Here is a 19518-nt window from a genome sequence, read left to right as displayed (position 1 = left end):
GGTCGACCGGCGGGCGGGGCCGCAGGCCGACGGGTAGATCGCTGAGGCTCGCTCTTGGCGATCAGCTCGGCCAGAGTAGGCTCATGCTGGTGGGCGTCGCGCCCCCCTTTTTGGCTCGGATGCTTGATGGCCAAGTATGCGATCAGGGCACTCACGCCGATCACCCCGAGCCAGATCCAGACCTCCTTGGGCGCTATGGCGACTAGCACCAGTGCCCCGAGGGCCAGCCACACACCGACCCCGACCGAACGTTTCCCCATCAGAACTTACCCCGGTTGCTTCTAGGTCCCGCGCCTAGCCCCTACTGGAAGCATACGCCTGAGCGCGGCAACCGTGGTTTACAGCCGTGATTTTCGATGTCCGGTAGTGGCGCCGAATTAAGACATTCGCACGCTTGGGAATGGTGCTTAAAGCAAATGCTCTGGCTCGGCTCTTCCACTACCGCGCAGCGGTGGCACACCGAGTGCGCGCCAGGATGGCGCGCTGCTCTACCCGGGGCCCCTGTGCGGCGGTGAGGTGGGGACAACAGGCCGCGTAGCGGGAGTCGACAGGAGGTCGACTCCTTTTCGCCAGCACATGGATGTGCTGTCGAAAAGCCCGGCCCCACCTCACGGACTTGCCGCCCATGGATGGGCGGCAAGCGCCAAGCGGGGTAGCCTTCTCTTTCGGTTACCTTTCTCTTGGCCACGCAAGAGAAAGGTGACTCGGGCGCCGAAGGCGCACGAAAGCCCTTGATCTAGGTAACGACAACGAACAACCAGAGCTGCGTCAGCGGCGCACCCTCTGCGCGATCGTCTTCTGCCGCTCCAAGCCAAGAGCATCGCGCACAAGGTGCGCTCCTACAGGTCGCATCGCATCACGCAACCGACGCTCAATACACCGCGTCGTGATCGCCTACATTGATCGGCACGATCTGCCGGTCGCGGATCACCAGTTCCAGGGTGATGCGATACGACAGATTGATCGACACCGAATGCAAACCGTTCAACCGACCGGACAACGCGTGCAGTCGCAGCGACGGATGCTGCGGGTTGGCTTGCAGCAGCAACAAGGTCTTGCGGTACTGCTCGCGTACCTGCGGGTGGCGTTTCAGGAACCGCGCCGCGCGCCGGTTGTACTGGTCGGTAAAGACCAGCACATGGCTCACGACAGCTTGGCCAGACGCTTCATGTGCGCGTCGACCGACTCCTTGACGAAACGACCGGCGGCGATATCGGCCTGGCTTTCGGCCAGCGCGGCGGTCAACTCGCACTCGCGCAGATAGTGGTAGTGCTCGATACCCATCACCACGAAGCGATCCTTGCCACGCACCGACACCATCGCCTCCGGTGCCTCGGACAAGGCCTCGGCAATCGCCGAGACGCCTTGGGTCTTCAATTCGTTGGCACTGATCGAACTCATGATGGGGGCTCCTCGTCGAAACTTTGCGCGCTGTTTATCGTATCATCAATCGCACGGTAAAGCGTGCTGAATAATTCCGGTGGGCCTCAAGCAATGGTCGATGGGTTCAACCGTGAAGCGCGATATCTGCAGCAGCGCCCGACGCTTCAGGAATGACCGTCTTCAGCGCGCACTTGCTACAGCAGTCCACCCGTAGTTGACCACGCAGCGGATACCGCAGGAGTAGCAAAGGCCCGCCCCCGAACCACGCTACAATTGCCGGTTCGCGTTCTCGCTGACCCGCCCCCATGTCCACCCATCTCCAAGAAACCCGCCGCCGCCGCACCTTCGCCATCATCAGCCATCCTGACGCGGGCAAGACCACGCTGACCGAAAAGCTGCTGCTGTTCGGCGGCGCGATCCAGATGGCCGGTTCGGTGAAGAGTCGCAAGACGTCGCGCAGCGCCACCTCGGACTGGATGGCGCTGGAGAAGGAGCGCGGCATTTCGGTGACCTCGTCGGTGATGCAGTTCCCGTACGAGGGCAAGATCGTCAACCTGCTCGATACGCCGGGCCACGCGGATTTCTCCGAGGACACCTACCGCGTGCTGACCGCGGTGGATTCGGCGCTGATGGTGATCGACTGCGCCAAGGGCGTGGAGGAGCGCACGATCAAGCTGATGGAGGTCTGCCGGCTGCGCGACACACCGATCATGACCTTCATCAACAAGCTCGACCGCGAGGGTCGCTCGCCGATCGAGCTGCTGGACGAGGTGGAGTCGGTGCTGGGCATCGCCTGCGCGCCGCTGACCTGGCCGATCGGCATGGGCAAGCGGTTGAAGGGCGTGTACCACCTGGCGCTGGACGAAGTGCACATCTTCGAGTCGGGCAAGAACTTCACGCGGCAGGACTCGACCATCCTCAAGGGCCTCGACGCGCCCGGCCTGCTGGAGAAGATCGGCGACGAGGCCATGCGCGAACTGCGCGAGGAACTGGAACTGGTGCAGGGCGCCGCGCCGTCGTTCGATATCAACGAGTACCTGGCCGGCCGGCAGACGCCGGTGTTCTTCGGCTCGGCGGTGAACAATTTCGGCGTGCAGTTGCTGCTGGATTTCTTCGTGGAGAACGCACCCAGCCCGCGTCCGCGCGCCACCACCACGCGCGAGATCCAGCCGGAGGAGGAGAAGCTTTCCGGCTTCGTGTTCAAGATCCAGGCGAACATGGATCCGGCGCACCGCGACCGCGTGGCCTTCATGCGCGTGTGCTCGGGCACCTACAACGCCGGCATGAAGATGATCCAGAGCCGCACGAACAAGGAGGTGCGCATCGCCAACGCGCTGACCTTCATGGCCAGCGACCGCGAGATCGTCGAGACCGCTTACCCGGGCGACGTGATCGGCCTGCACAACCACGGCACCATCACCATCGGCGACACCTTCACCGAGGGCGAGCAAGTCAGCTTCACCGGCATCCCGAACTTCGCGCCGGAGTTGTTCCGTCGTGCCCGCCTGCGCGATCCGCTGAAGATGAAGGCGCTGCAGAAGGGCCTGGCGCAATTGAGCGAGGAAGGTGCGACGCAGTTCTTCCGCCCGCTGATGTCGAACGACCTGATTCTGGGCGCGGTCGGTGTGCTGCAGTTCGAGGTGGTCGCCTACCGGCTGAAGGACGAGTACAACGTCGACGCCAGCTTCGAGCCGGTGACGGTGACCACCGCGCGCTGGGTGCATTGCGACGACGAGAAGAAGCTGGCGGAGTTCCGCGAGAAAAACGCGATGAACCTCGCCATCGACGGCGCCGGCGAACTGGTCTACATCGCGCCCACGCGGGTGAACCTGCAGCTGGCGCAGGAGCGCTGGCCGCAGGTGCGTTTTGCCAACACGCGCGAGCACGCGGCCGCCGCGGAAGTCTGAGACGCGCTCGCCAGGGATCCGTTCTCGCCCCGCCACGCTGATAATCTGCAGGCTCCATCCGCCGAGCCTCGCAAGCATGCCCGCCAGCACCGTCGCCTTCAGCACGCCACCCGACTCTCCGCGCTGGCTGCGCTGGCTGGTGTTTTCACCGGCCGCGCGCATCCTGTTCTTCGCCGCGATGCTGCTTGGTTTCGGTTTCCTGGTTGAAACACTCGTCGTCGCATGGGGCTGGGCCATCCCGTCGGCCGGCCCGTTGCAGCATGCGCTGGCGACGCTGAGCATCCAGTTGCTGCCAGCCCTGGCCGCTTACCTGATCCTGGTGAAGCTGATCGAGCAGCGCCGCGTGAGCGAACTCTCGCCACGCGACATCCCCAGGTTCGGCGCCGCCGGACTGCTCATCGGCGCGGTGCTGTTCAGCCTCGTGGTGGCCGTGCTGTGGCTGGCCGGCAGCTACCACGTCACCGGCACCGACCCGCAGGTGAACTGGTTGCCCGGCGTACTGGTGGCCGGCATCGGCGCCGGCATCGGCGAGGAAATCGTGGTGCGCGGCGTGCTGTTCCGTATCGTCGAGGAAGGCCTCGGCAGCTGGTGGGCGCTGGTGATTTCGGCGCTGTTCTTTGGCGCCGCGCACATCTTCAATCCCGGCGCCACGCCGTGGAGTTCGGCGGCGATCGCGATCGAGGCCGGCGTGCTGCTGGCACTGCTGTATGCCGTTACCCGTTCGTTGTGGGCCTGCATCGGCCTGCATGCGGCGTGGAACATCATGCAAGGCACGGTGTACGGCATCCCGGTGTCGGGCGGCAAGGTGAATGGTTGGCTGGTGTCGCAGCGAACCGGCCCGGACTGGCTCAGCGGCGGTGCGTTCGGCGCCGAAGCCTCGGTGGTGGCGCTGCTGGTCTGTTTGCTGCTTTCGCTGGCCCTGCTGATCGTCGCGCGGCGGCGGGGCAGCATCGTGCCGCCCTGCTGGCGGCGTTGAGACGGTCGCTCCGCGCGTTCAGGCATGTTTGCGTGGCGATACCCACATGTTCACGCGGGCGCGGAACACCACCTCGCCATCGGCATCGCTGATCCGTACGTCCACCGGCCACTCATAGCCTTCGGCGCTGGAACGCGCCGGTGCCTCGGGGGTGGCGACGCCAAGCATCGTGCCTGTCGCCTTCTTCAGGTATTCGACCGTCATGCCCTTGGGAATCCAGCGCATGTCCGCGGGAACGGTCACGTCGGTCATCACGCCAGCGCCGAGTTCGGCCAGGTTGCACAGCGCGATCGCATGCACCGTGCCGATGTGGTTGTGCACGCGGCGGCGGTCGCGCAGGCGAATCTCGCAGCGACCCGGCTCCAGCGCCACGAAGCGCGGCGCGATGGTCGCGAAGTACGGCGCCTTGAGGCAAACCAACCGCGAGAACAGCCAGTGCCCCGCCGGCCAGCGCGTGATGCGGCGATACGACTGCAGTACGGGTGTGCTCATTGACCAGCCCTCCCAGTGATGCGATCCCGCAAGCGGATCTCGCCCCCATGACATTATTCCCGCGCAGGCGGGAACAGCTCCACCACAGCAAAGCGGGTCATCCCGGTTGCCGTGCCGCACGATGAAGATGGATTCCCGCCTGCGCAGGAATGTCGGGCAACCAAGTGGTTACCCGGGATTACCGGTATCGAGGCCTCCCCCGGTCTTCAGGCATCGGCGCGGGTCTTGAATGCACGCAACTCGTCGGTATCGAAATCGTCCACCGAGATGAACTCGAACACGCCCTCGCGCACGCGCTTGAGCAGCGCTGCCTCGCTGGTGTTGAGCACGCCGGCCTGTTCGGCCTCGGCCAGTTGATCCATGTAGTCGTGCGACTTGAATTGACCCGCCTTCAAGGCCTTGCCGAACTTGCGATCCACCGGCTCGGCAGCGATCACGTCCGGCAGCAGCGCGTTCATGCGACCGACGGTGTTGTTCGGCGTCGGCGTGCGGTAGACCCACTCGACCAGGCGATCGCGCGCCTCATTCGGCGCGGTGAGCAGCGCCGCAACGCGACGGCCCAGGCGATCGGACGGCGGCACCTCGCGCCGGCCGAACGGGAACACCAGCCCGCGCAGCAACCACGCCACCGGGCGCACCGGGAAATTGCGGATCGCGCCGTCCAGCGCGTTCTGGATCAGCCACATGCACTCGTGGAAGCCCCACGCCAGGAACGGTCGATCCGCTTCCGGCCGGCCGTTGTCCTCGTACTGCTTGAGCATGCTGCTGGCGATGTACAGATAGCTGAGCACGTCGCCGAGGCGCGCCGACAGTTTTTCCTTGAACTTCAGCTTGCCGCCGAGCACGCCCATGAACACGTCCGCGCACAAGGCCAGCGCGGCGGAGTAGCGGTTCAACTTGCGATAGTAGCGGCGCGTGTAGGCATCACCTGCGCTGTCGCCGATGCGCGACCCGGTGAGGCCCATCGCGAAGCTGCGCACTGCGTTGGAAATGCCGAAGCCGAGATGGCCGAACAGCAGCCGGTCGAACGTCTTCAGCTGCTCGCCGCGATCGCCGATCAACAGCGCCTGCATTTCCTTGAGCACGTATGGATGGCAGCGGATGGCGCCCTGGCCGAAGATCATCAGGCTGCGCGTCATGATGTTGGCGCCCTCGACCGTGATCGCGATCGGCACGCTCGACCAGCCGCGGCCGGCGTAATTCTTCGGACCCAGCTGCACCGCCTTGCCGCCGTGCACGTCCATGGTGTCGCTGGCAATCCGCCGCGCCCATTCGGTGGCGTGGTACTTGGCGATCGCCGAGGTCACCGCCGGCTTCTCGCCGCGATCCACCGCCGCCGCCGTGGCGCGCGACAAGGCAGTGGTGGCGTAGGTCAGCCCGCCGATGCGTGCCAGCGCCTCCTCGACGCCCTCGAAACGGGCCACCGCCAGGCCGAACTGTTTGCGCATGCGCGCATAGGTGCCGGTGGCCAGCGCCGAGGCGCGCATCGCACCGGTGGCGTTGGACGGCAGCGAAATGGCACGCCCCACCGACAACACCTCGACCAGCATGCGCCAACCGTGGCCGGCCATCTGCGGGCCGCCGATCAGCACCGACAGCGGCGCGAACACGTCCTTGCCGTGCACCGGGCCGTTCTGGAACGGGATGTTCAGCGGGAAGTGGCGGCGGCCGATCTGCAGGCCGGGAGTGGAGCGCGGCAGCAGCGCGAGGCTGATGCCGAGATCGTCCTTGTCGCCCAGCAGGTGCTCCGGGTCGTACATGCGGAAGGCCAGGCCGACCACGGTGGCCACCGGGGCAAGCGTGATGTAGCGCTTGTCGAAGGTGAGCCTGATGCCCAGCGTTTCGACCCCGTCGACCAGCTGCTTGCAGACGATGCCGACGTCCGGAATCGAGGTGGCGTCGGAACCGGCATACGGGCCGGTCAACGCAAAGCAGGGAATCTCCTCGCCCACCGCCAGGCGCGGCAGGTAGTAATCCTTCTGCTCGTCGCTGCCGTAGTGCAGCAGTAGTTCGGCCGGGCCCAGCGAGTTCGGCACCGCCACGGTGGAGGACACCGTCGCCGACATGGTGGAAAGCTTCTGCAGCACCGCCGAATGCGCCAGCGCGGAGAACTGCAGGCCACCGTACTGCTTGGGAATGATCATGCCGAAGAACTTGTTCTTCTTGATGAACTCCCACACGTTCGGCGGCAGGTCGGCCAGTTCGTGGGTGATCTGCCAGTCGTCGATCATGCCGCACAGCTCTTCCACCGGGCCGTCCATGAAAGCCTGTTCCTCCACGCTCAGTTCGGGCTTGGGCTGCTTCAGCAGTTCGTGCCAGTCCGGCTTGCCGGAGAACAGTTCGCCCTCGAACCCGACCGTGCCGGCCTCCAGTGCGGTCTGCTCGGTCTCGGACAGCTTCGGGGTGACCTTGGCGAACAGCTTCAGCAGCGGCGCGCTGATCTGGCGGCGGCGGAAATCCACCAGCAGCAGCGGTACGGCGATGACAAGCTCGATGATCAGCAGGATCACCATGGTCACCGGTGCGTGCACCAGCAGCCCGACCACCAGGGTGGTGATGATGGCGACGATCGCCCAGGTACGCAGGCTGCTGCGATGGTAGGCACAGGCGCCGGTGGCAAGCAGTGCCGCCAGCAGGGTCAGGAACACGGACATCTGAAGCACCTCGTCACGGTTGAACGACGCCGGCGTGTCGCGGCATCGCGGGGGAATCAAGACCTTGCACGTAGTGGATCACTTCGCGCGTAAATGCGTCGTTGGCGTCGCCGGCCAGCATGTGCGTGGCCTGCGGCAATTCGATGTGCTGCGCCTGCGGCACCAGGCGCAGGAACTCGTCGACGGTGGTGCGCGACACCACGTCGCTGCGCGCGCCCGACAGCAGCAGCACGGGAATCCCGATCTTCGCGGCGGCGGCCAGCAGGCGTGGCTGGTAGCGTTCGCTTTCGTCGACCATGCCGCCGGCCAGCAGGGCCGGATCCCAGTGCCAGCGCAGCCGGCCGTCGCTGCCCTTGCGCAGCAGCGGGCGCAGCTGCTGCTCGCTCTTGCGCTCGCGCCGCTGCGGCTGATAGGCGGCGATCCGTTCGGCCGCCTCCGTGTAATCGGCAAAGCCGTCGGGGTGCGCCTGCATGAAACCGAGGATGCGTTCGACCCCGGCGGTTTCCCAGCGCGGCGTGATGTCGACCAGCACCAGGGCACGAAACGGTACCGGACGCACTTCCCCGGCGATCACCATGCCGAGCAGTCCGCCCATCGACGCGCCGACCAGGATCGGCGGCTGCGGCTGCGCGGCAGCCAGCCGCAGCATGTCATCGGCGAACTGGTCCATCTGATAACCACCTGCAGAATCCGCACCTGCAGAATCCGCGCCGCGCGCTACCCGATCGCTTTCGCCATGGCCGCGCGCATCGTAGGTCACGCAGCGACAGCCCGCCGCGGCGAGCGCAGACGCCGCGCCGTTCCAGGCGCCACCGGTCTGCCCGAAGCCATGCGCGAACAGCAGGCAGGGCTTGCCCGTCGGGTTGCGCACCTGCACGGCGAGATCCAGGTCGGCGACCCGGAAGCGTTTGCTGACGGCATTGGAAAGGCTGTCGGTTACCATACGCTTGAGTATGGATTGCCTGGCCGGCCGCCGTCAACCATGCCCGTGATTCGTTCGCGGCCCGGACGTGGCGGGCCGGAACGCCCGCATTACAAAAGACACGGCGTATGGCTACCATACGCAAATGAATGTAGGCAGCAAACCGGAACGTACCCGCCTGTCGGCGGAGGATTGGGAAGTCGCCGCCCTGGGCCTGATCGCGGAACAAGGCGTCGGCGCACTGGCGGTGGAGGCCCTGGCCCGCCAGCTCGGCGTCACCAAGGGCAGTTTCTACTGGCATTTCCGCACCCGCGAGGCGCTGCTGAATGCGGCGCTCGAACGCTGGGAGCAGTACGGCGAGCGCGAGATCATCGACGAGATCGCGCAGATCAGCGACCCGCGCAAACGTCTGCCCGAGCTGTTCCGGCGCGTCGCGCACGAGCTGCAGCCGCACCGCGTCTACGCCGCCCTGCTCAAGGCGCTGGATCATCCCCAGGTGGTGCCGGTGATGGCGCGGGTGTCGCAGCGGCGGATGGAGTTCCTGACCACCGCCTATCGCGAGGCCGGCCTGGCCCCGCCACAGGCGCTGAACCGGGCGCGGCTGACCTATGCGGCCTACGTGGGCTTCCTGCAGCTGAACTTCACCCTCGGCCTGCCGCGCATCAACCACGAAGAGTTCGAGGCCTACGTCGAACACATGATCGCGACCCTGATCCCGGCCTGACGGATTCCCGCAACAACCCCCGAACGGCGCCTGCTGGCGCCGTTTTTGTTGCGTCGTGCCTTGCAATACCAGTGCACGCAAACTACCGTGCCGGTTTCATTTTTTCGCAATCCGCCGAGGAACAAGATGACCAGCAAGCTGGAAGCGCTCACGCAGTGGGTCGATCAGGTGGCGGCGCTGACGCGCCCTGCGAAGATTCACTGGTGCGATGGCTCGGACACGGAATACCGGTCGCTGGTACAGCAGATGCTGGGCGACGGCACCCTGATCGAGCTCAACCAGCAAACCCACCCCGGCTGCTACCTGCACCGCTCCGATCCGAAGGACGTGGCCCGGGTCGAGCAGCTCACCCTGGTCTGTCATCCGGACGAGGACGACGCCGGTCCGAACAACCACTGGACGGACCCGGCCGAGGCGCACGCGAAGATCGATGCGCTGTTCGACGGTTGCATGGAAGGCCGCACCATGTATGTCATCCCGTATTGCATGGGCCCGATCGACTCGCCGCTGTCGCGCTGCGGGGTGGAGATCACCGACAGCCCGTACGTCGTGGCCAACATGAAGATCATGACCCGCATGGGCGCCGCCGCACAGGCGCGGATCGAACGCGAAGGCAGCTTCGTGAAGGGCCTGCATTCCAAGGGGGAACTCGATCCGGAGCGTCGCTGGATCATGCACTTCCCGGCCGAGCTGTCGATCAAGTCCTACGGCTCCGGCTACGGCGGCAACGCACTGCTGGGCAAGAAATGCCACGCGCTGCGCATCGCCAGCAACCAGGCCCGCGACGAAGGCTGGCTGGCCGAGCACATGCTGATCGTGGGCATCGAGGATCCGCGAGGCGAGACGCATTACATCGCCGCCGCCTTCCCGTCCGCCTGCGGCAAGACCAACCTGGCGATGCTGATCCCGCCCGAAGGTTATCGCCGCGATGGCTGGAAGGTATGGACGGTCGGCGACGACATCTGCTGGATGCGCCCCGGCGCGGATGGACGGCTGTACGCGATCAACCCGGAGGCCGGCTTCTTCGGCGTGGCACCGGGCACCAGCGACAACACCAACCCGAACGCGCTGAAGAGCATCTCGCACGACACCATCTTCACCAACGTCGCCGTCACCGCCGACAACCAGCCGTGGTGGGAAGGTCTGCCCGGCACGCCGGTCACCGACTGGCAGGGACGTCCGTACGATCCGGCGAACGGCCCGGCGGCGCATCCCAACTCGCGCTTCACGGTCAGCGCGAAGCAATGCCCGACCTGGTCGGAAATGGCCGAGGCCGCGCAAGGCGTGCCGATCAGCGCGATCGTGTTCGGCGGCCGCCGCCCCTCCCTGCTGCCGCTGGTGATGGAGGCGCGCGACTGGAGCCACGGCGTGCTGATGGGCGCCGCGATGGGTTCGGAAACCACCGCCGCCGCCACCGGTGCGGTTGGCGTGCTGCGCCGCGACTCGATGGCGATGAAGCCGTTCTGCGGCTATCACTACGGCGACTACTTCGCGCACTGGCTGTCGTTCGACCAGCCCGGCGCGAAGCTGCCGAAGATCTTCCACGTCAACTGGTTCCGCAAGGGCGCCGATGGCAAGTTCCTGTGGCCCGGCTTCGGCGAAAACCTGCGCGTGCTGGAGTGGATGATCGACCGCGCCGAGGGCCGCGTCGGCGGCGTGGAAACGCCGATCGGCATCCTGCCCGCAGAAGGTGAGCTGAAGCTGGACGGACTCAAGCTCGATCGCGCCCGCCTCGACGAGTTGCTCGACGTCGACCATGCAGGCTGGCAGGCCGAGCTGAATGCCATCGGCGACTATCTCGAAAGCTTCGCTCCGCGCCTGCCCGAACGCCTGCGCCGCGAACAGCAGCGCGTGGTCCAGGCGTTGCGGAAAGACGACGCACGGTCATCGCCTCGCGCCGCCACCGCCTCCTGAGGCACGCATCACGGGCAGGTACGTCGAACCTGCCCGTGATGCCACGGCACCCTCCGCTTCAAACCCTTTCGCGCAACGCCGCATCCAAGCTGGCAAGATGATTGCTGCCTGCCCCGCCTCCGGAAGTCCGATGCCGCCTGTCCCGACAGCCGCGCATGACAGCGACGATGTACGCGCCGCGGCCGCCGGCGATCGCCACGCGTTCCAGCGGCTGTACACGCTGCACGTGGGCCGCGTGTATGGCGCGCTGCAGCGCCTCGCCGGCTACGACCACGCCCGCGCCGAAGACCTCACCCAGGAGGCATTCATCCGCGCCTGGCAGAAGTTGCCGGGGTTTCGCCACGAAAGTGCGTTCGGCACCTGGTTGTACCGGCTGGCGGTCAACGTGGCCCTGATGGACATCCGTGCGCGCGGCGCCGACCCGGTCAGCGTGCGCGACCACGAACTGTTGCCGGATCCCGGCGAAACGCCATTCTGCGCCGCCGAACGCGAGGAACTCGAGCAGGCGATCGGCCAACTGCCGCCCCGTGCCCGCGCCGTACTGGTGCTGCACGACATCGAAGGCTGGCGGCACGAGGACATCGGTGACGAGCTGGGCATGGCCGTGGGTACGTCGAAGGCACAACTGCATCGTGCGCGCAGCCTGCTGCGCAAGGCACTCGGAGAACGCTCATGAACGAATTCGAATGGCGTCGACAATTGCGCGCATTGCGCCAGCCGCGCGCACCGGACCACGACCTGTGGCCGGCCATCGATTCCGCACTGGACCGCGCGGCACAGGCAGGCACACCCGCCACCCGGACACAGCCGTCCCGTCGGCAGCGCTGGCTGCTTGGCGCCGGCCTCGCCGCTTCCCTGTGCGTGGCCGGCGGCGTGGGTTGGCGACTGCTGCAGGCGCCGCCCGGCAACGCAGGCGCGACAGCAACATCGAACTGGAAGCCCGCCGACCCGCGCCTCGCCGGCGCCGCCATCGAACTGGACGCCGCGCGCATGGAACTGGAGCTGGCGATCCGGCAGGCACCGGACTCGGCCGGGCTGCAGCGCCTGCTTCGCCGCACCGAACAACAACAGGCGCAACTGCGCCAACTGGCCGATCGCGCCAGCTGATCAAGCATGAGGAGTGACCATGAAGACCACCCGCTATCTGCCCCTGCTGCTTTGCCTGTGCATGAGCGATGCGCTGGCCGGTACGCCGATCCAGCTGCAGCATGCCGCCAGCGCCGCCGCCCGGATCAGCGTCAGCAACATCGCCGGCTCGGTCAACGTGATCGCGTGGGATCGCAACGAAGTGCAGGTCGGCGGTGAGCTGGGCGAAGGCGCCAAGCCGCTGGCGATCACCGGCGACAACGACCACCTGGTGATCAAGGTCGAGCCGAACGGCGGTTCCGGCTGGTTCAACTTCGGCGGCGACAGCCGAATGGCGCCGACCACGCTGGAACTGCACGTGCCACGGGCCTCGTCAATGGACGTCAACGTGATCAGCGCGCCGCTGGTGATCGACGGCCTTGCCGGTGGCCGCATCAAGATCAATACCGTCAGCGGCAACGCCCGCATCAACGCGCGCACGCCTTCGCTGGACGTGGACAGTGTCAGCGGCGGCATCGAGTTTTCCGGCCACGCCGAGCAGGCTTCGCTGCAAACCGTGAGCGGCGAGATCCTGGCCCCGGCGTTGGGCGGCCAAGCCAGGCTGCAAACCATTTCCGGCCGCGTCCAGGCGAGCGGTGGTCCCTGGCAGAAGTTCTCGTTGAGTACGGTGTCGGGCAACGTGCAACTGGCCGGCGGATTGACCGCGGGCGGCACCGTTGACGTCGACAGCATGAGTGGCGACGTTCAACTGAGACTGCCTGCAGACACCTCCGCCAACCTGCATGCCAGCAGTTTCAGCGGTGACTTGCGCAGTGATTTCGGCACGCCGACGAAGCCCGAACATGGTCCCGGCAGTTCGCTGGACGCGCACCTCGGCGCCGGCAACGGCAAGATCCGCATCGAGACCTTCAGCGGCGACCTGCGCTTGCGCAAACAGGACTGAGCCAAGCGAAACATCCATCCCGGCAGCGGGAACGGATGCGAAAACGCCACCGCGCTGGCGGTGGCGTCAAGGGCACGGCGGCCGAGCTGGCGGCCTCAGAGATCCTGGTGGTACTGCACGTAAGGCGTGCGCGACTGATCCGGCTCCGGACCGACCGGTGTATTCGCCGGCGTGCCGGACGACCACAGGTTCTGCGCGCCCACGCTGAGCGAGCCCCGCCACGGCAGGCGCCAGGTCACACCCAGGTCGATGCTGTTCCAGCGCTTGTCGGCATACAGACCACCCGGGATGCCAGCTTCGGGCTGCATGGTTCGACCCGTCACCACGCCGCTCAGGGGGCCGTGGTCGACGCCGAAGCTCAAGGCCTTCTGGTCAAGCGCGTTGACGCCCAGCAGGTTGCCCGGCAACAGATAGACGCGACCGACGCTGGCACCAAGGTCGATGCCGCTCTTGTTGCCAAGCGCCAGCCGACCGCGCGCATTGAGTTGACTGCTGCTGTCAAAAGCGGACAGGCCATCAACCCCGGTGACGACACCCGGCAGCACGCGTGGCAAAACCACATCGCGATGTGGCGTGCTGGTGGTGCCGACACTCAGCCCGACGCTGTAATCGCCGGCATCGTAGGTGGCGCCCACTTCACTGCCGAGCATCCTGGAGTTCTGGTTCAGCCATGAATGCTCGCTGACCTCGGCGTGCGCCGTGAGCGGACCCACGCCGTACTGCAGGCCCGTCCGAACCACGCTGCCCGCATCGCCCGGATGCATGGCCAACGGTGTTTTCAGGGCCGACATCGGGTCGCCCGCATCGCCACTGTCCGCCTTGAGCAGCAGCATGCGATTGCCCTTGCCACGCCACAACGGCACACTGATGCCGGCATCCGTCGCGGCCGATACCGCCTGCGGCTGCGCCAGCAGGTGCTCCGCCTGTGCGCTGTCGCCGCCCACGGACTGACCCGCCGCGGCAAACGGCAACAGGGCAATCAACAGCAGGGCATACGGACGGCGCATGAGGGTTTCAGCGATCACACGATAGGGTGGGACTTGTCGAGGCCGAGTGTACTTCATTTTACGTTTTGCTAACAGCCAAAAACCCGCCCCAACGCACAAATTCATGCGGGCCTGTTTCACGTTCTGACTCGTTCGAGACGGCCTGGTTCCCGTTATGATCCGGCTGGCAAGGGCGCCGCCTTACCCTGTATAAAAGCGGTTTGACCCTGATCCCGTCGGAATTGTTCCGGAACTGACCGCCGCCCATGAACGCCACGCCGACGATCCGCTCATCCCAGCCGCCGCGGCTGGTGCGGGATCTTGCGGGCCTTGACGGCGCCGTCGAGCGATTGTTCGAAGCCGCCGATGCCGCCAGCGTGATGGAAATCTGCGAGTTCATGCTGGGCCATTTGAGCGCGCACGGCCGGCTGCGCTGGCGACTTCGCGATGACACCGCGGTCAATCCGGCCGAACATTGGCACGACCTGGCCGAAGATCCGCTGTCCAGCCGAACCTTGTCGCTCGAACTGACCGACCTGCCCTTGTCGGGTTCGGCGCATGAATCGCTGCAATGGGTGAGTCGTCTGGCCGGCATCCGTCTGGCCCAGTTGGCCGAGACCAGTCGCCTGTACGAAGCGATCTCGCGCCTGGCCCTGGCCGAACGCCTGCAGCGAGCGCTGTACGCGATTGCCGACCAGGCCAGCGCCGAACACGACATGCCGCAGATGATGCGTTCGCTGCATGCGATCGTAAGCAGCCTGATGTATGCGGAAAACTTCTACATCGTGCTGTACGACGCGGCCACCGACCGCGTCCGTTTCCCCTATTGCGTCGATGTCCTGGACACCGACCTGCCGCCACGAGACGAGACGCTGCCGCTGCAGGACATGCTGCATGGCCTGACCTGGAATCTGTTGCGGGAGGGTCGACCCCTGATGGGGTCGATCGACGAATTGAAGCGACAGCTCGGTGACCGTTTTGTCCTGCTCGGCCCGCCGTGCGAAGACTGGCTGGGCGTACCCATGTTGCGTGACGGGCGCGTGGTCGGCGGCATCATCGTGCAGAGTTACCGCGCCGACACGCATTACTCCCGGCACGACCTGGAGCTGCTCAACTACGTGGCGCAGCATGTGCAGACCGCGCTGGAACGGCGTGAGGCGCATCTGGAGCTGGGACGCCGTGTGACCGATCGCACCGCGGCGCTGCGCGAAGCCAATCGGGTGCTGCGCCAGCAGGTGCTGCAACGCCAGCGCGGCGAACGCCTGCAGGCGGCGTTGTTCCGGATTGCCGAACTGGCCAGCACCTCCGACAGCCTGGACAAGTTCTACGCCGCCGTGCACCAGGTGATCAGCGGCCTGTTGTACTCGCGCAATTTCTACATCGCACTGGTCGACGAGGAAACCGACCAGCTGAGCTTTCCCTACTCGGTGGACGAAGTCGACAGCGTGCGGCCGGCGCGCGTGCATGGCCGTGGCGCCACCGAATACGTGTTGCGCCACGCCAAGCCCTTGCTGGCGACGCCGGCGGACATCGAAAAGCTGCATGCCCTGGGCGAAATCACCCATTTCGGCACGCGCTCGGTGTGCTGGCTCGGCGTGCCGCTGATCTGGGGTGGCAAGGCGATGGGCGTGCTTGCCCTGCAAAGCTACTCGCCGGAACACACCTACAACGAGCGCGACCAGGAACTGCTGACCTTCGTCAGCTACCACATCGCCAACGCGTTGCAGCGCAAGCAGACCGCCACCTCGCTCAAGCAGGCCAACGCCAGCCTGGAGCGCCGCGTCACCGAACGCACCCGCGCGCTGGCGCTGGCCAACCGCGACCTGCGCGAACAGATCGCCGAACGCGAGCGGGTGGAGCGTCGGCTGAAGTACGAGACCCTGCACGATTCGCTCACCGGATTGCCCAATCGCACCCTGCTCCTGCAGCGGCTGGAACAGGCGATGCAGCGCTACGGCGCCAATCCGAACGAGCAGTTCGCCGTGCTGTTCATCGACCTCGATCGTTTCAAGGTCATCAACGATTCGGTCGGCCACCTGGTCGGCGACGACCTGCTGTTCCAGGTCGGCGGCCGCATCCGCGCCTGCCTGAAGACCCGGGATGTGGTGGCGCGCCTGGGCGGCGACGAATTTGCGGTGCTGCTGGAAGGCATCGCCAATACCGGCAAGGCCTCGCTGATCGCCGAACGCATCATCAGCGAACTGCAAACGCCGTTCCGGCTCGGCACCAAGGAGATATTCACTTCCGCCTCGATCGGCATTGCGCTGTCGGCGCCGCACTACCGCCAGCCGGAGGAGTTGCTGCGCGACGCCGATGCGGCGATGTACAACGCCAAGGACGGCGGTCGCCATCGCGCGGCGATGTTCGACGATCGCCTGCGCCGCGAAGCGCTGTCGCTGCTGGACATGGAGAGCGATCTTCGCCACGCACTCAGTCGCAACGAATTCGAGCCGTATTACCAGCCGATCGTCGAGCTGGCCGATGGTCGCGTGATCGGCTACGAGGCGCTGTTGCGCTGGCACCATCCCGAGCGCGGGCTGCTGTCACCGCATGATTTCCTGCTGATCGCGGAGGAATGCGGCTGCGCCGAGGCGATCGACTGGCAGATCTTCGAACAAGTGTGCATCCAGGCGGTGCGCCTGATCGGCACCGAGGGATTCATCAGCATCAACGTATCCGGCCGGCACTTCCGATCGGTCGATCTCGATCAGCGCCTGCTCGCCTTGCTGGATCAATACGCCGTACCCACCCATTGCATCCACATCGAAGTCACCGAACACGCGCTGCTGGAGAACCCAACCCAGGTCAAGCAGATGCTGCAGAACCTGCGCAACAAGGGCGTCGGTATCTCGCTGGACGATTTCGGCACCGGCTATTCCTCGCTCAGCTACCTGCACCAGTATCCGTTCGAGAGCCTGAAAATCGACCGCTCGTTCATCACCGAGCTTCCGCTGGATGACGGCGAAACCCAGGGCTTGGCGCTGGTTCGCGCGATCCAGGTGCTGGCCGATTCGCTGCACATGAAGGTGATCGCGGAGGGCATCGAGCAGGATTCCCAGCGCCAGGCCCTGCGGCGCGTGGGTTGCCGCTACGGACAGGGCTTCCTGTTCGCCACGCCGCAGCCGGCCAGCACATGGCTCAGTGCGGACAAGCCCTTGCTGCTCGCCTGAGCAGGTTTACTGGGCGGTGTCCGGCGCGCCGGGCACCGCGCCTTCGCTGAGCAAGTGCTCGGCGTCGATCCGGTCGAACGCGTAGCGCTGTGCACAGAACTCGCAGACCACCTCGATTTCATCGCCACGTGCGGCCAGCGCCGCCTCCACCTCGTCGCGACCGAGCGAACGCAACATCGAGGTGACCCGCTCGCGACTGCAACTGCAGCCGAAGGCCAGTGACCGCGTATCGATAAGGCGCGCCGACTCCTCGTGGTAGAGCCGATACAGCAAGGCGTCCGCCGGTGTGGCAATGAGTTCCTCCGGGCCCAGCGTGGCGGTCAGGTGCACCACACGGTTCCACGCATCGTCGTCCGCAGCGGCGGCATGGCCTCCCTCATCGGGCATTTTCTGCAGCATGAGACCGACTGCATGTTCCGCGTTCGCGGCGAGCAGGATTCGCGCCGGCAACTGCTCGGACTGGACGAAATAATTCTCCAGCGACTCGGCCAGACCAGCATGGCGCAACTCGACCAGGCCCTGATAACGCTGTCCGCGTTCGACATTGCCCAAGGTGATCGCCAGCACGGCATCGGCGAGCGCATCGAGTGCCAGCGGCTCGGGCAACGGTTCGTTCCAGCGCGCCAATCCGCGCAGATGGCCCTGATCGCTGCATTCGGCAAACAGCAGGCGCAAGGCCGACGAACTCTTCAGTTCGATCGATAGTGAACCATCGAGCTTGATATTGCCCGTCAGCAAGGCGCTGGCCGCCAACGCCTCGCCCAGGCAGGTGCGCAACGTCGGTGGATACTCGGCCCGTCCGGCCACCTCGCGCCAGCACGAACCCAGCCGCACCAGGGCGCCGCGCACACCGGCGCGCGGCAGCAGAAAGCGGTGCAGGACATCATCATGAGGCTGGCTTTGCACGATCGGGGTTCTCGTTGGGAGCGGCCACATCAGATGGGGGCGCGGCGGTGGCCGTACAACGCCTCTTATACTGTGCTGTCCTTGCTGGTGCACCCCATGGCTTCTCCGTTCCGCCAAATCCGATGGCGCAAACTGCCGCGCTGGCTGGGCATCCTTGCACTGGCCTGGCTGGCGTCGACCTGGTTGGTGGTACTGGTGCTGCGCTTCGTGCCGCCGTGGACCTCGGCCGTCATGGTCGAGCGCCAGTTCAGTGCGTGGATTCACGGCGACAGGGATTTCCGGCTGCACCAGCACTGGGTGTCGTGGAAAAACATATCGCCCTGGGTGCCGCTGGCGATGGTAGCCGGCGAGGATCAGAAGTTTCCCTACCATCACGGTTTCGATTTTGATTCCATCGACAAGGCGATCGACGCCGCCGACGATGGCAAACGCCTGCGTGGCGCCAGCACGATCAGCCAGCAGACCGCCAAGAACCTGTTTCTGTGGAACGGCCGCAGCTTCGTGCGCAAGGGGCTGGAAGCGTATTTCACGGTGCTGATCGAGCTGACCTGGCCGAAGCGGCGCATCCTGGAGGTCTACGTGAACATCGCCGAATTCGGCAATGGCATCTATGGCGTGGGGGCGGCCAGCGAAGCGTATTTCCATGCAGCGCCGGCGCAGCTCGGCCCGGCCCAGGCCGCGCGCCTGGCCGCGGTGCTGCCGAGCCCGCGCCGATTGCACGCGGATCGACCCAGCGCGTACGTGATGCGCCGCGCCAACTGGATCCAGCAGCAGATGGGACAGCTGGGTGGTCCCGGCTATGTCGAAGGTCGCGCCCCGCCAAGACCGAAGCATTGAATCGGACCGAAGGTGAGCGGCGACTGCCGCATTCCCTCAAGGCGCAACGCGCATCGCACCGGGTTCGGCGCACCGGCCAGGCCGCTTCACAACTTCGCTACACGTGGGGTCGGCACCGGCGCTAGACTCGTCCCAGACGGCCCGCCGCCCGGGCCGCTGGGAGACCCAAGCATGAGCCAGGTCAAACATCTGCTGCAAAGCAAGGGCAGCGCGATCTTCAGCGTCACGCCGGACGCACCCGTACTCGAGGCGATCAAGCAGATGGCCGAACACCGGATCGGCGCGCTGCTGGTGATGCGCGGTACCGAACTGGTCGGCGTGATGTCCGAACGCGATTACGCGCGCAAGGTCATCCTGCAGGGAAAATCCTCGTCGCAAACGGCAGTATCCGACATCATGACCGGCAGTCCGCTCACCGTGGGCCCGGACACGGATGTATTCGACTGCATGCGCCTATGCACCGACAGACGCATCCGCCATCTGCCCGTGGTGGTGGACGGGGCGGTGATCGGGGTCATCTCGATCGGCGACCTGGTCAAGGCGGTGATCGACGCGCAGGCCGAACAGATCGAGCATCTGCAGCGATACATCACCAGCTGAGGCTGGGCAACGGGGAAC

General features: G+C 65.8%; 17 protein-coding genes. 10 read left to right on the top strand and 7 right to left on the bottom strand.

Annotated features, from left to right (window positions below):
• Positions 1 to 871 precede the first annotated feature (871 nt).
• Together B0E47_RS01260 and B0E47_RS01255 are read right to left on the bottom strand one after the other, a co-directional pair.
• A complete protein-coding gene (locus B0E47_RS01260) occupies positions 872 to 1147 on the bottom strand; it encodes a plasmid stabilization protein (protein WP_077511683.1) in 276 nt (91 codons plus the stop codon).
• The gene (locus B0E47_RS01255) at positions 1144 to 1401 is read right to left on the bottom strand and encodes a prevent-host-death protein (RefSeq protein WP_077511681.1); all 258 of its coding nucleotides are present in this window, start codon (positions 1399 to 1401) and stop codon (positions 1144 to 1146) included. The genes B0E47_RS01260 and B0E47_RS01255 overlap by 4 nt, the downstream gene beginning before the upstream one ends.
• A gap of 287 nt (positions 1402 to 1688) precedes the next feature.
• On the opposite strand from B0E47_RS01255, the gene B0E47_RS01250 reads away from it, so the two are divergent.
• Both B0E47_RS01250 and B0E47_RS01245 read left to right on the top strand, forming a co-directional pair.
• Entirely contained in the window at positions 1689 to 3290 is a 1602-nt protein-coding gene (locus B0E47_RS01250; RefSeq protein WP_077511679.1) for a peptide chain release factor 3, read from the top strand.
• A 76-nt stretch (positions 3291 to 3366) separates the two neighbouring features.
• Positions 3367 to 4266 carry a type II CAAX endopeptidase family protein gene (locus tag B0E47_RS01245; RefSeq protein WP_077511677.1) on the top strand — a complete coding sequence of 300 codons (900 nt, stop codon included), beginning with the start codon at positions 3367 to 3369 and terminating at the stop codon, positions 4264 to 4266.
• A gap of 18 nt (positions 4267 to 4284) precedes the next feature.
• Here B0E47_RS01245 and B0E47_RS01240 read toward each other — a convergent pair whose 3' ends face one another.
• From B0E47_RS01240 to B0E47_RS01230, 3 genes are all read right to left on the bottom strand, one after another.
• Entirely contained in the window at positions 4285 to 4758 is a 474-nt protein-coding gene (locus tag B0E47_RS01240) for a hotdog fold domain-containing protein (RefSeq protein ID WP_077511675.1), read from the bottom strand.
• A gap of 206 nt (positions 4759 to 4964) precedes the next feature.
• On the bottom strand, positions 4965 to 7412 hold the full coding sequence (locus B0E47_RS01235; RefSeq protein ID WP_077511733.1) for an acyl-CoA dehydrogenase: 2448 nt from the start codon (positions 7410 to 7412) through the stop codon (positions 4965 to 4967).
• Between the two features lie 13 nt (positions 7413 to 7425).
• Entirely contained in the window at positions 7426 to 8355 is a 930-nt protein-coding gene (locus B0E47_RS01230; RefSeq protein ID WP_077511673.1) for an alpha/beta hydrolase, read from the bottom strand.
• A 124-nt stretch (positions 8356 to 8479) separates the two neighbouring features.
• On the opposite strand from B0E47_RS01230, the gene B0E47_RS01225 reads away from it, so the two are divergent.
• The 5 genes from B0E47_RS01225 to B0E47_RS01205 all read left to right on the top strand — a co-directional run bounded on the left by B0E47_RS01225 (position 8480) and on the right by B0E47_RS01205 (position 13001).
• A complete protein-coding gene (locus B0E47_RS01225) occupies positions 8480 to 9058 on the top strand; it encodes a TetR/AcrR family transcriptional regulator (RefSeq protein WP_077511671.1) in 579 nt (192 codons plus the stop codon).
• Positions 9059 to 9184: 126 nt separating this feature from the next.
• Positions 9185 to 10972, top strand: a complete 1788-nt coding sequence (locus B0E47_RS01220) for a phosphoenolpyruvate carboxykinase (GTP) (protein WP_077511669.1) — start codon at positions 9185 to 9187, stop codon at positions 10970 to 10972.
• A 130-nt stretch (positions 10973 to 11102) separates the two neighbouring features.
• The gene (locus B0E47_RS01215; RefSeq protein ID WP_077511667.1) at positions 11103 to 11648 is read left to right on the top strand and encodes a sigma-70 family RNA polymerase sigma factor; all 546 of its coding nucleotides are present in this window, start codon (positions 11103 to 11105) and stop codon (positions 11646 to 11648) included.
• Complete coding sequence (locus B0E47_RS01210) at positions 11645 to 12079, top strand: hypothetical protein (protein WP_077511665.1); 435 nt, start codon at positions 11645 to 11647, stop codon at positions 12077 to 12079. The genes B0E47_RS01215 and B0E47_RS01210 overlap by 4 nt, the downstream gene beginning before the upstream one ends.
• Positions 12080 to 12098: 19 nt before the next feature.
• On the top strand, positions 12099 to 13001 hold the full coding sequence (locus B0E47_RS01205) for a DUF4097 family beta strand repeat-containing protein (protein WP_077511662.1): 903 nt from the start codon (positions 12099 to 12101) through the stop codon (positions 12999 to 13001).
• Positions 13002 to 13096: 95 nt separating this feature from the next.
• Here B0E47_RS01205 and B0E47_RS01200 read toward each other — a convergent pair whose 3' ends face one another.
• A complete protein-coding gene (locus B0E47_RS01200; protein WP_077511660.1) occupies positions 13097 to 14008 on the bottom strand; it encodes a hypothetical protein in 912 nt (303 codons plus the stop codon).
• A gap of 245 nt (positions 14009 to 14253) precedes the next feature.
• On the opposite strand from B0E47_RS01200, the gene B0E47_RS01195 reads away from it, so the two are divergent.
• Positions 14254 to 17157, top strand: coding sequence for an EAL domain-containing protein (locus B0E47_RS01195; protein ID WP_077511658.1), 2904 nt, complete (start codon positions 14254 to 14256; stop codon positions 17155 to 17157).
• Between the two features lie 6 nt (positions 17158 to 17163).
• Here the strand turns inward: B0E47_RS01195 and B0E47_RS01190 are convergent, their stop codons facing one another.
• Positions 17164 to 18063, bottom strand: coding sequence for an Hsp33 family molecular chaperone HslO (locus B0E47_RS01190; protein WP_077511657.1), 900 nt, complete (start codon positions 18061 to 18063; stop codon positions 17164 to 17166).
• 96 nt (positions 18064 to 18159) lie between these two features.
• Here B0E47_RS01190 and mtgA point away from each other — a divergent pair, with 96 nt between their 5' ends.
• Both mtgA and B0E47_RS01180 read left to right on the top strand, forming a co-directional pair.
• Positions 18160 to 18900 (top strand): monofunctional biosynthetic peptidoglycan transglycosylase, encoded by a 741-nt coding sequence (gene mtgA, locus B0E47_RS01185; RefSeq protein WP_077511731.1) that lies wholly within the window; start codon positions 18160 to 18162, stop codon positions 18898 to 18900.
• A gap of 171 nt (positions 18901 to 19071) precedes the next feature.
• Positions 19072 to 19500, top strand: coding sequence for a CBS domain-containing protein (locus B0E47_RS01180; protein WP_077511655.1), 429 nt, complete (start codon positions 19072 to 19074; stop codon positions 19498 to 19500).
• The last annotated feature ends 18 nt before the right edge of the window (positions 19501 to 19518 follow it).

Source organism: Rhodanobacter sp. B05, assembly GCF_002001085.1.
Classification (GTDB): domain Bacteria; phylum Pseudomonadota; class Gammaproteobacteria; order Xanthomonadales; family Rhodanobacteraceae; genus Rhodanobacter.
The sequence above is the reverse complement of the archived record's forward strand: the minus strand, read 5'-3'. Positions and strand labels throughout refer to the sequence as shown.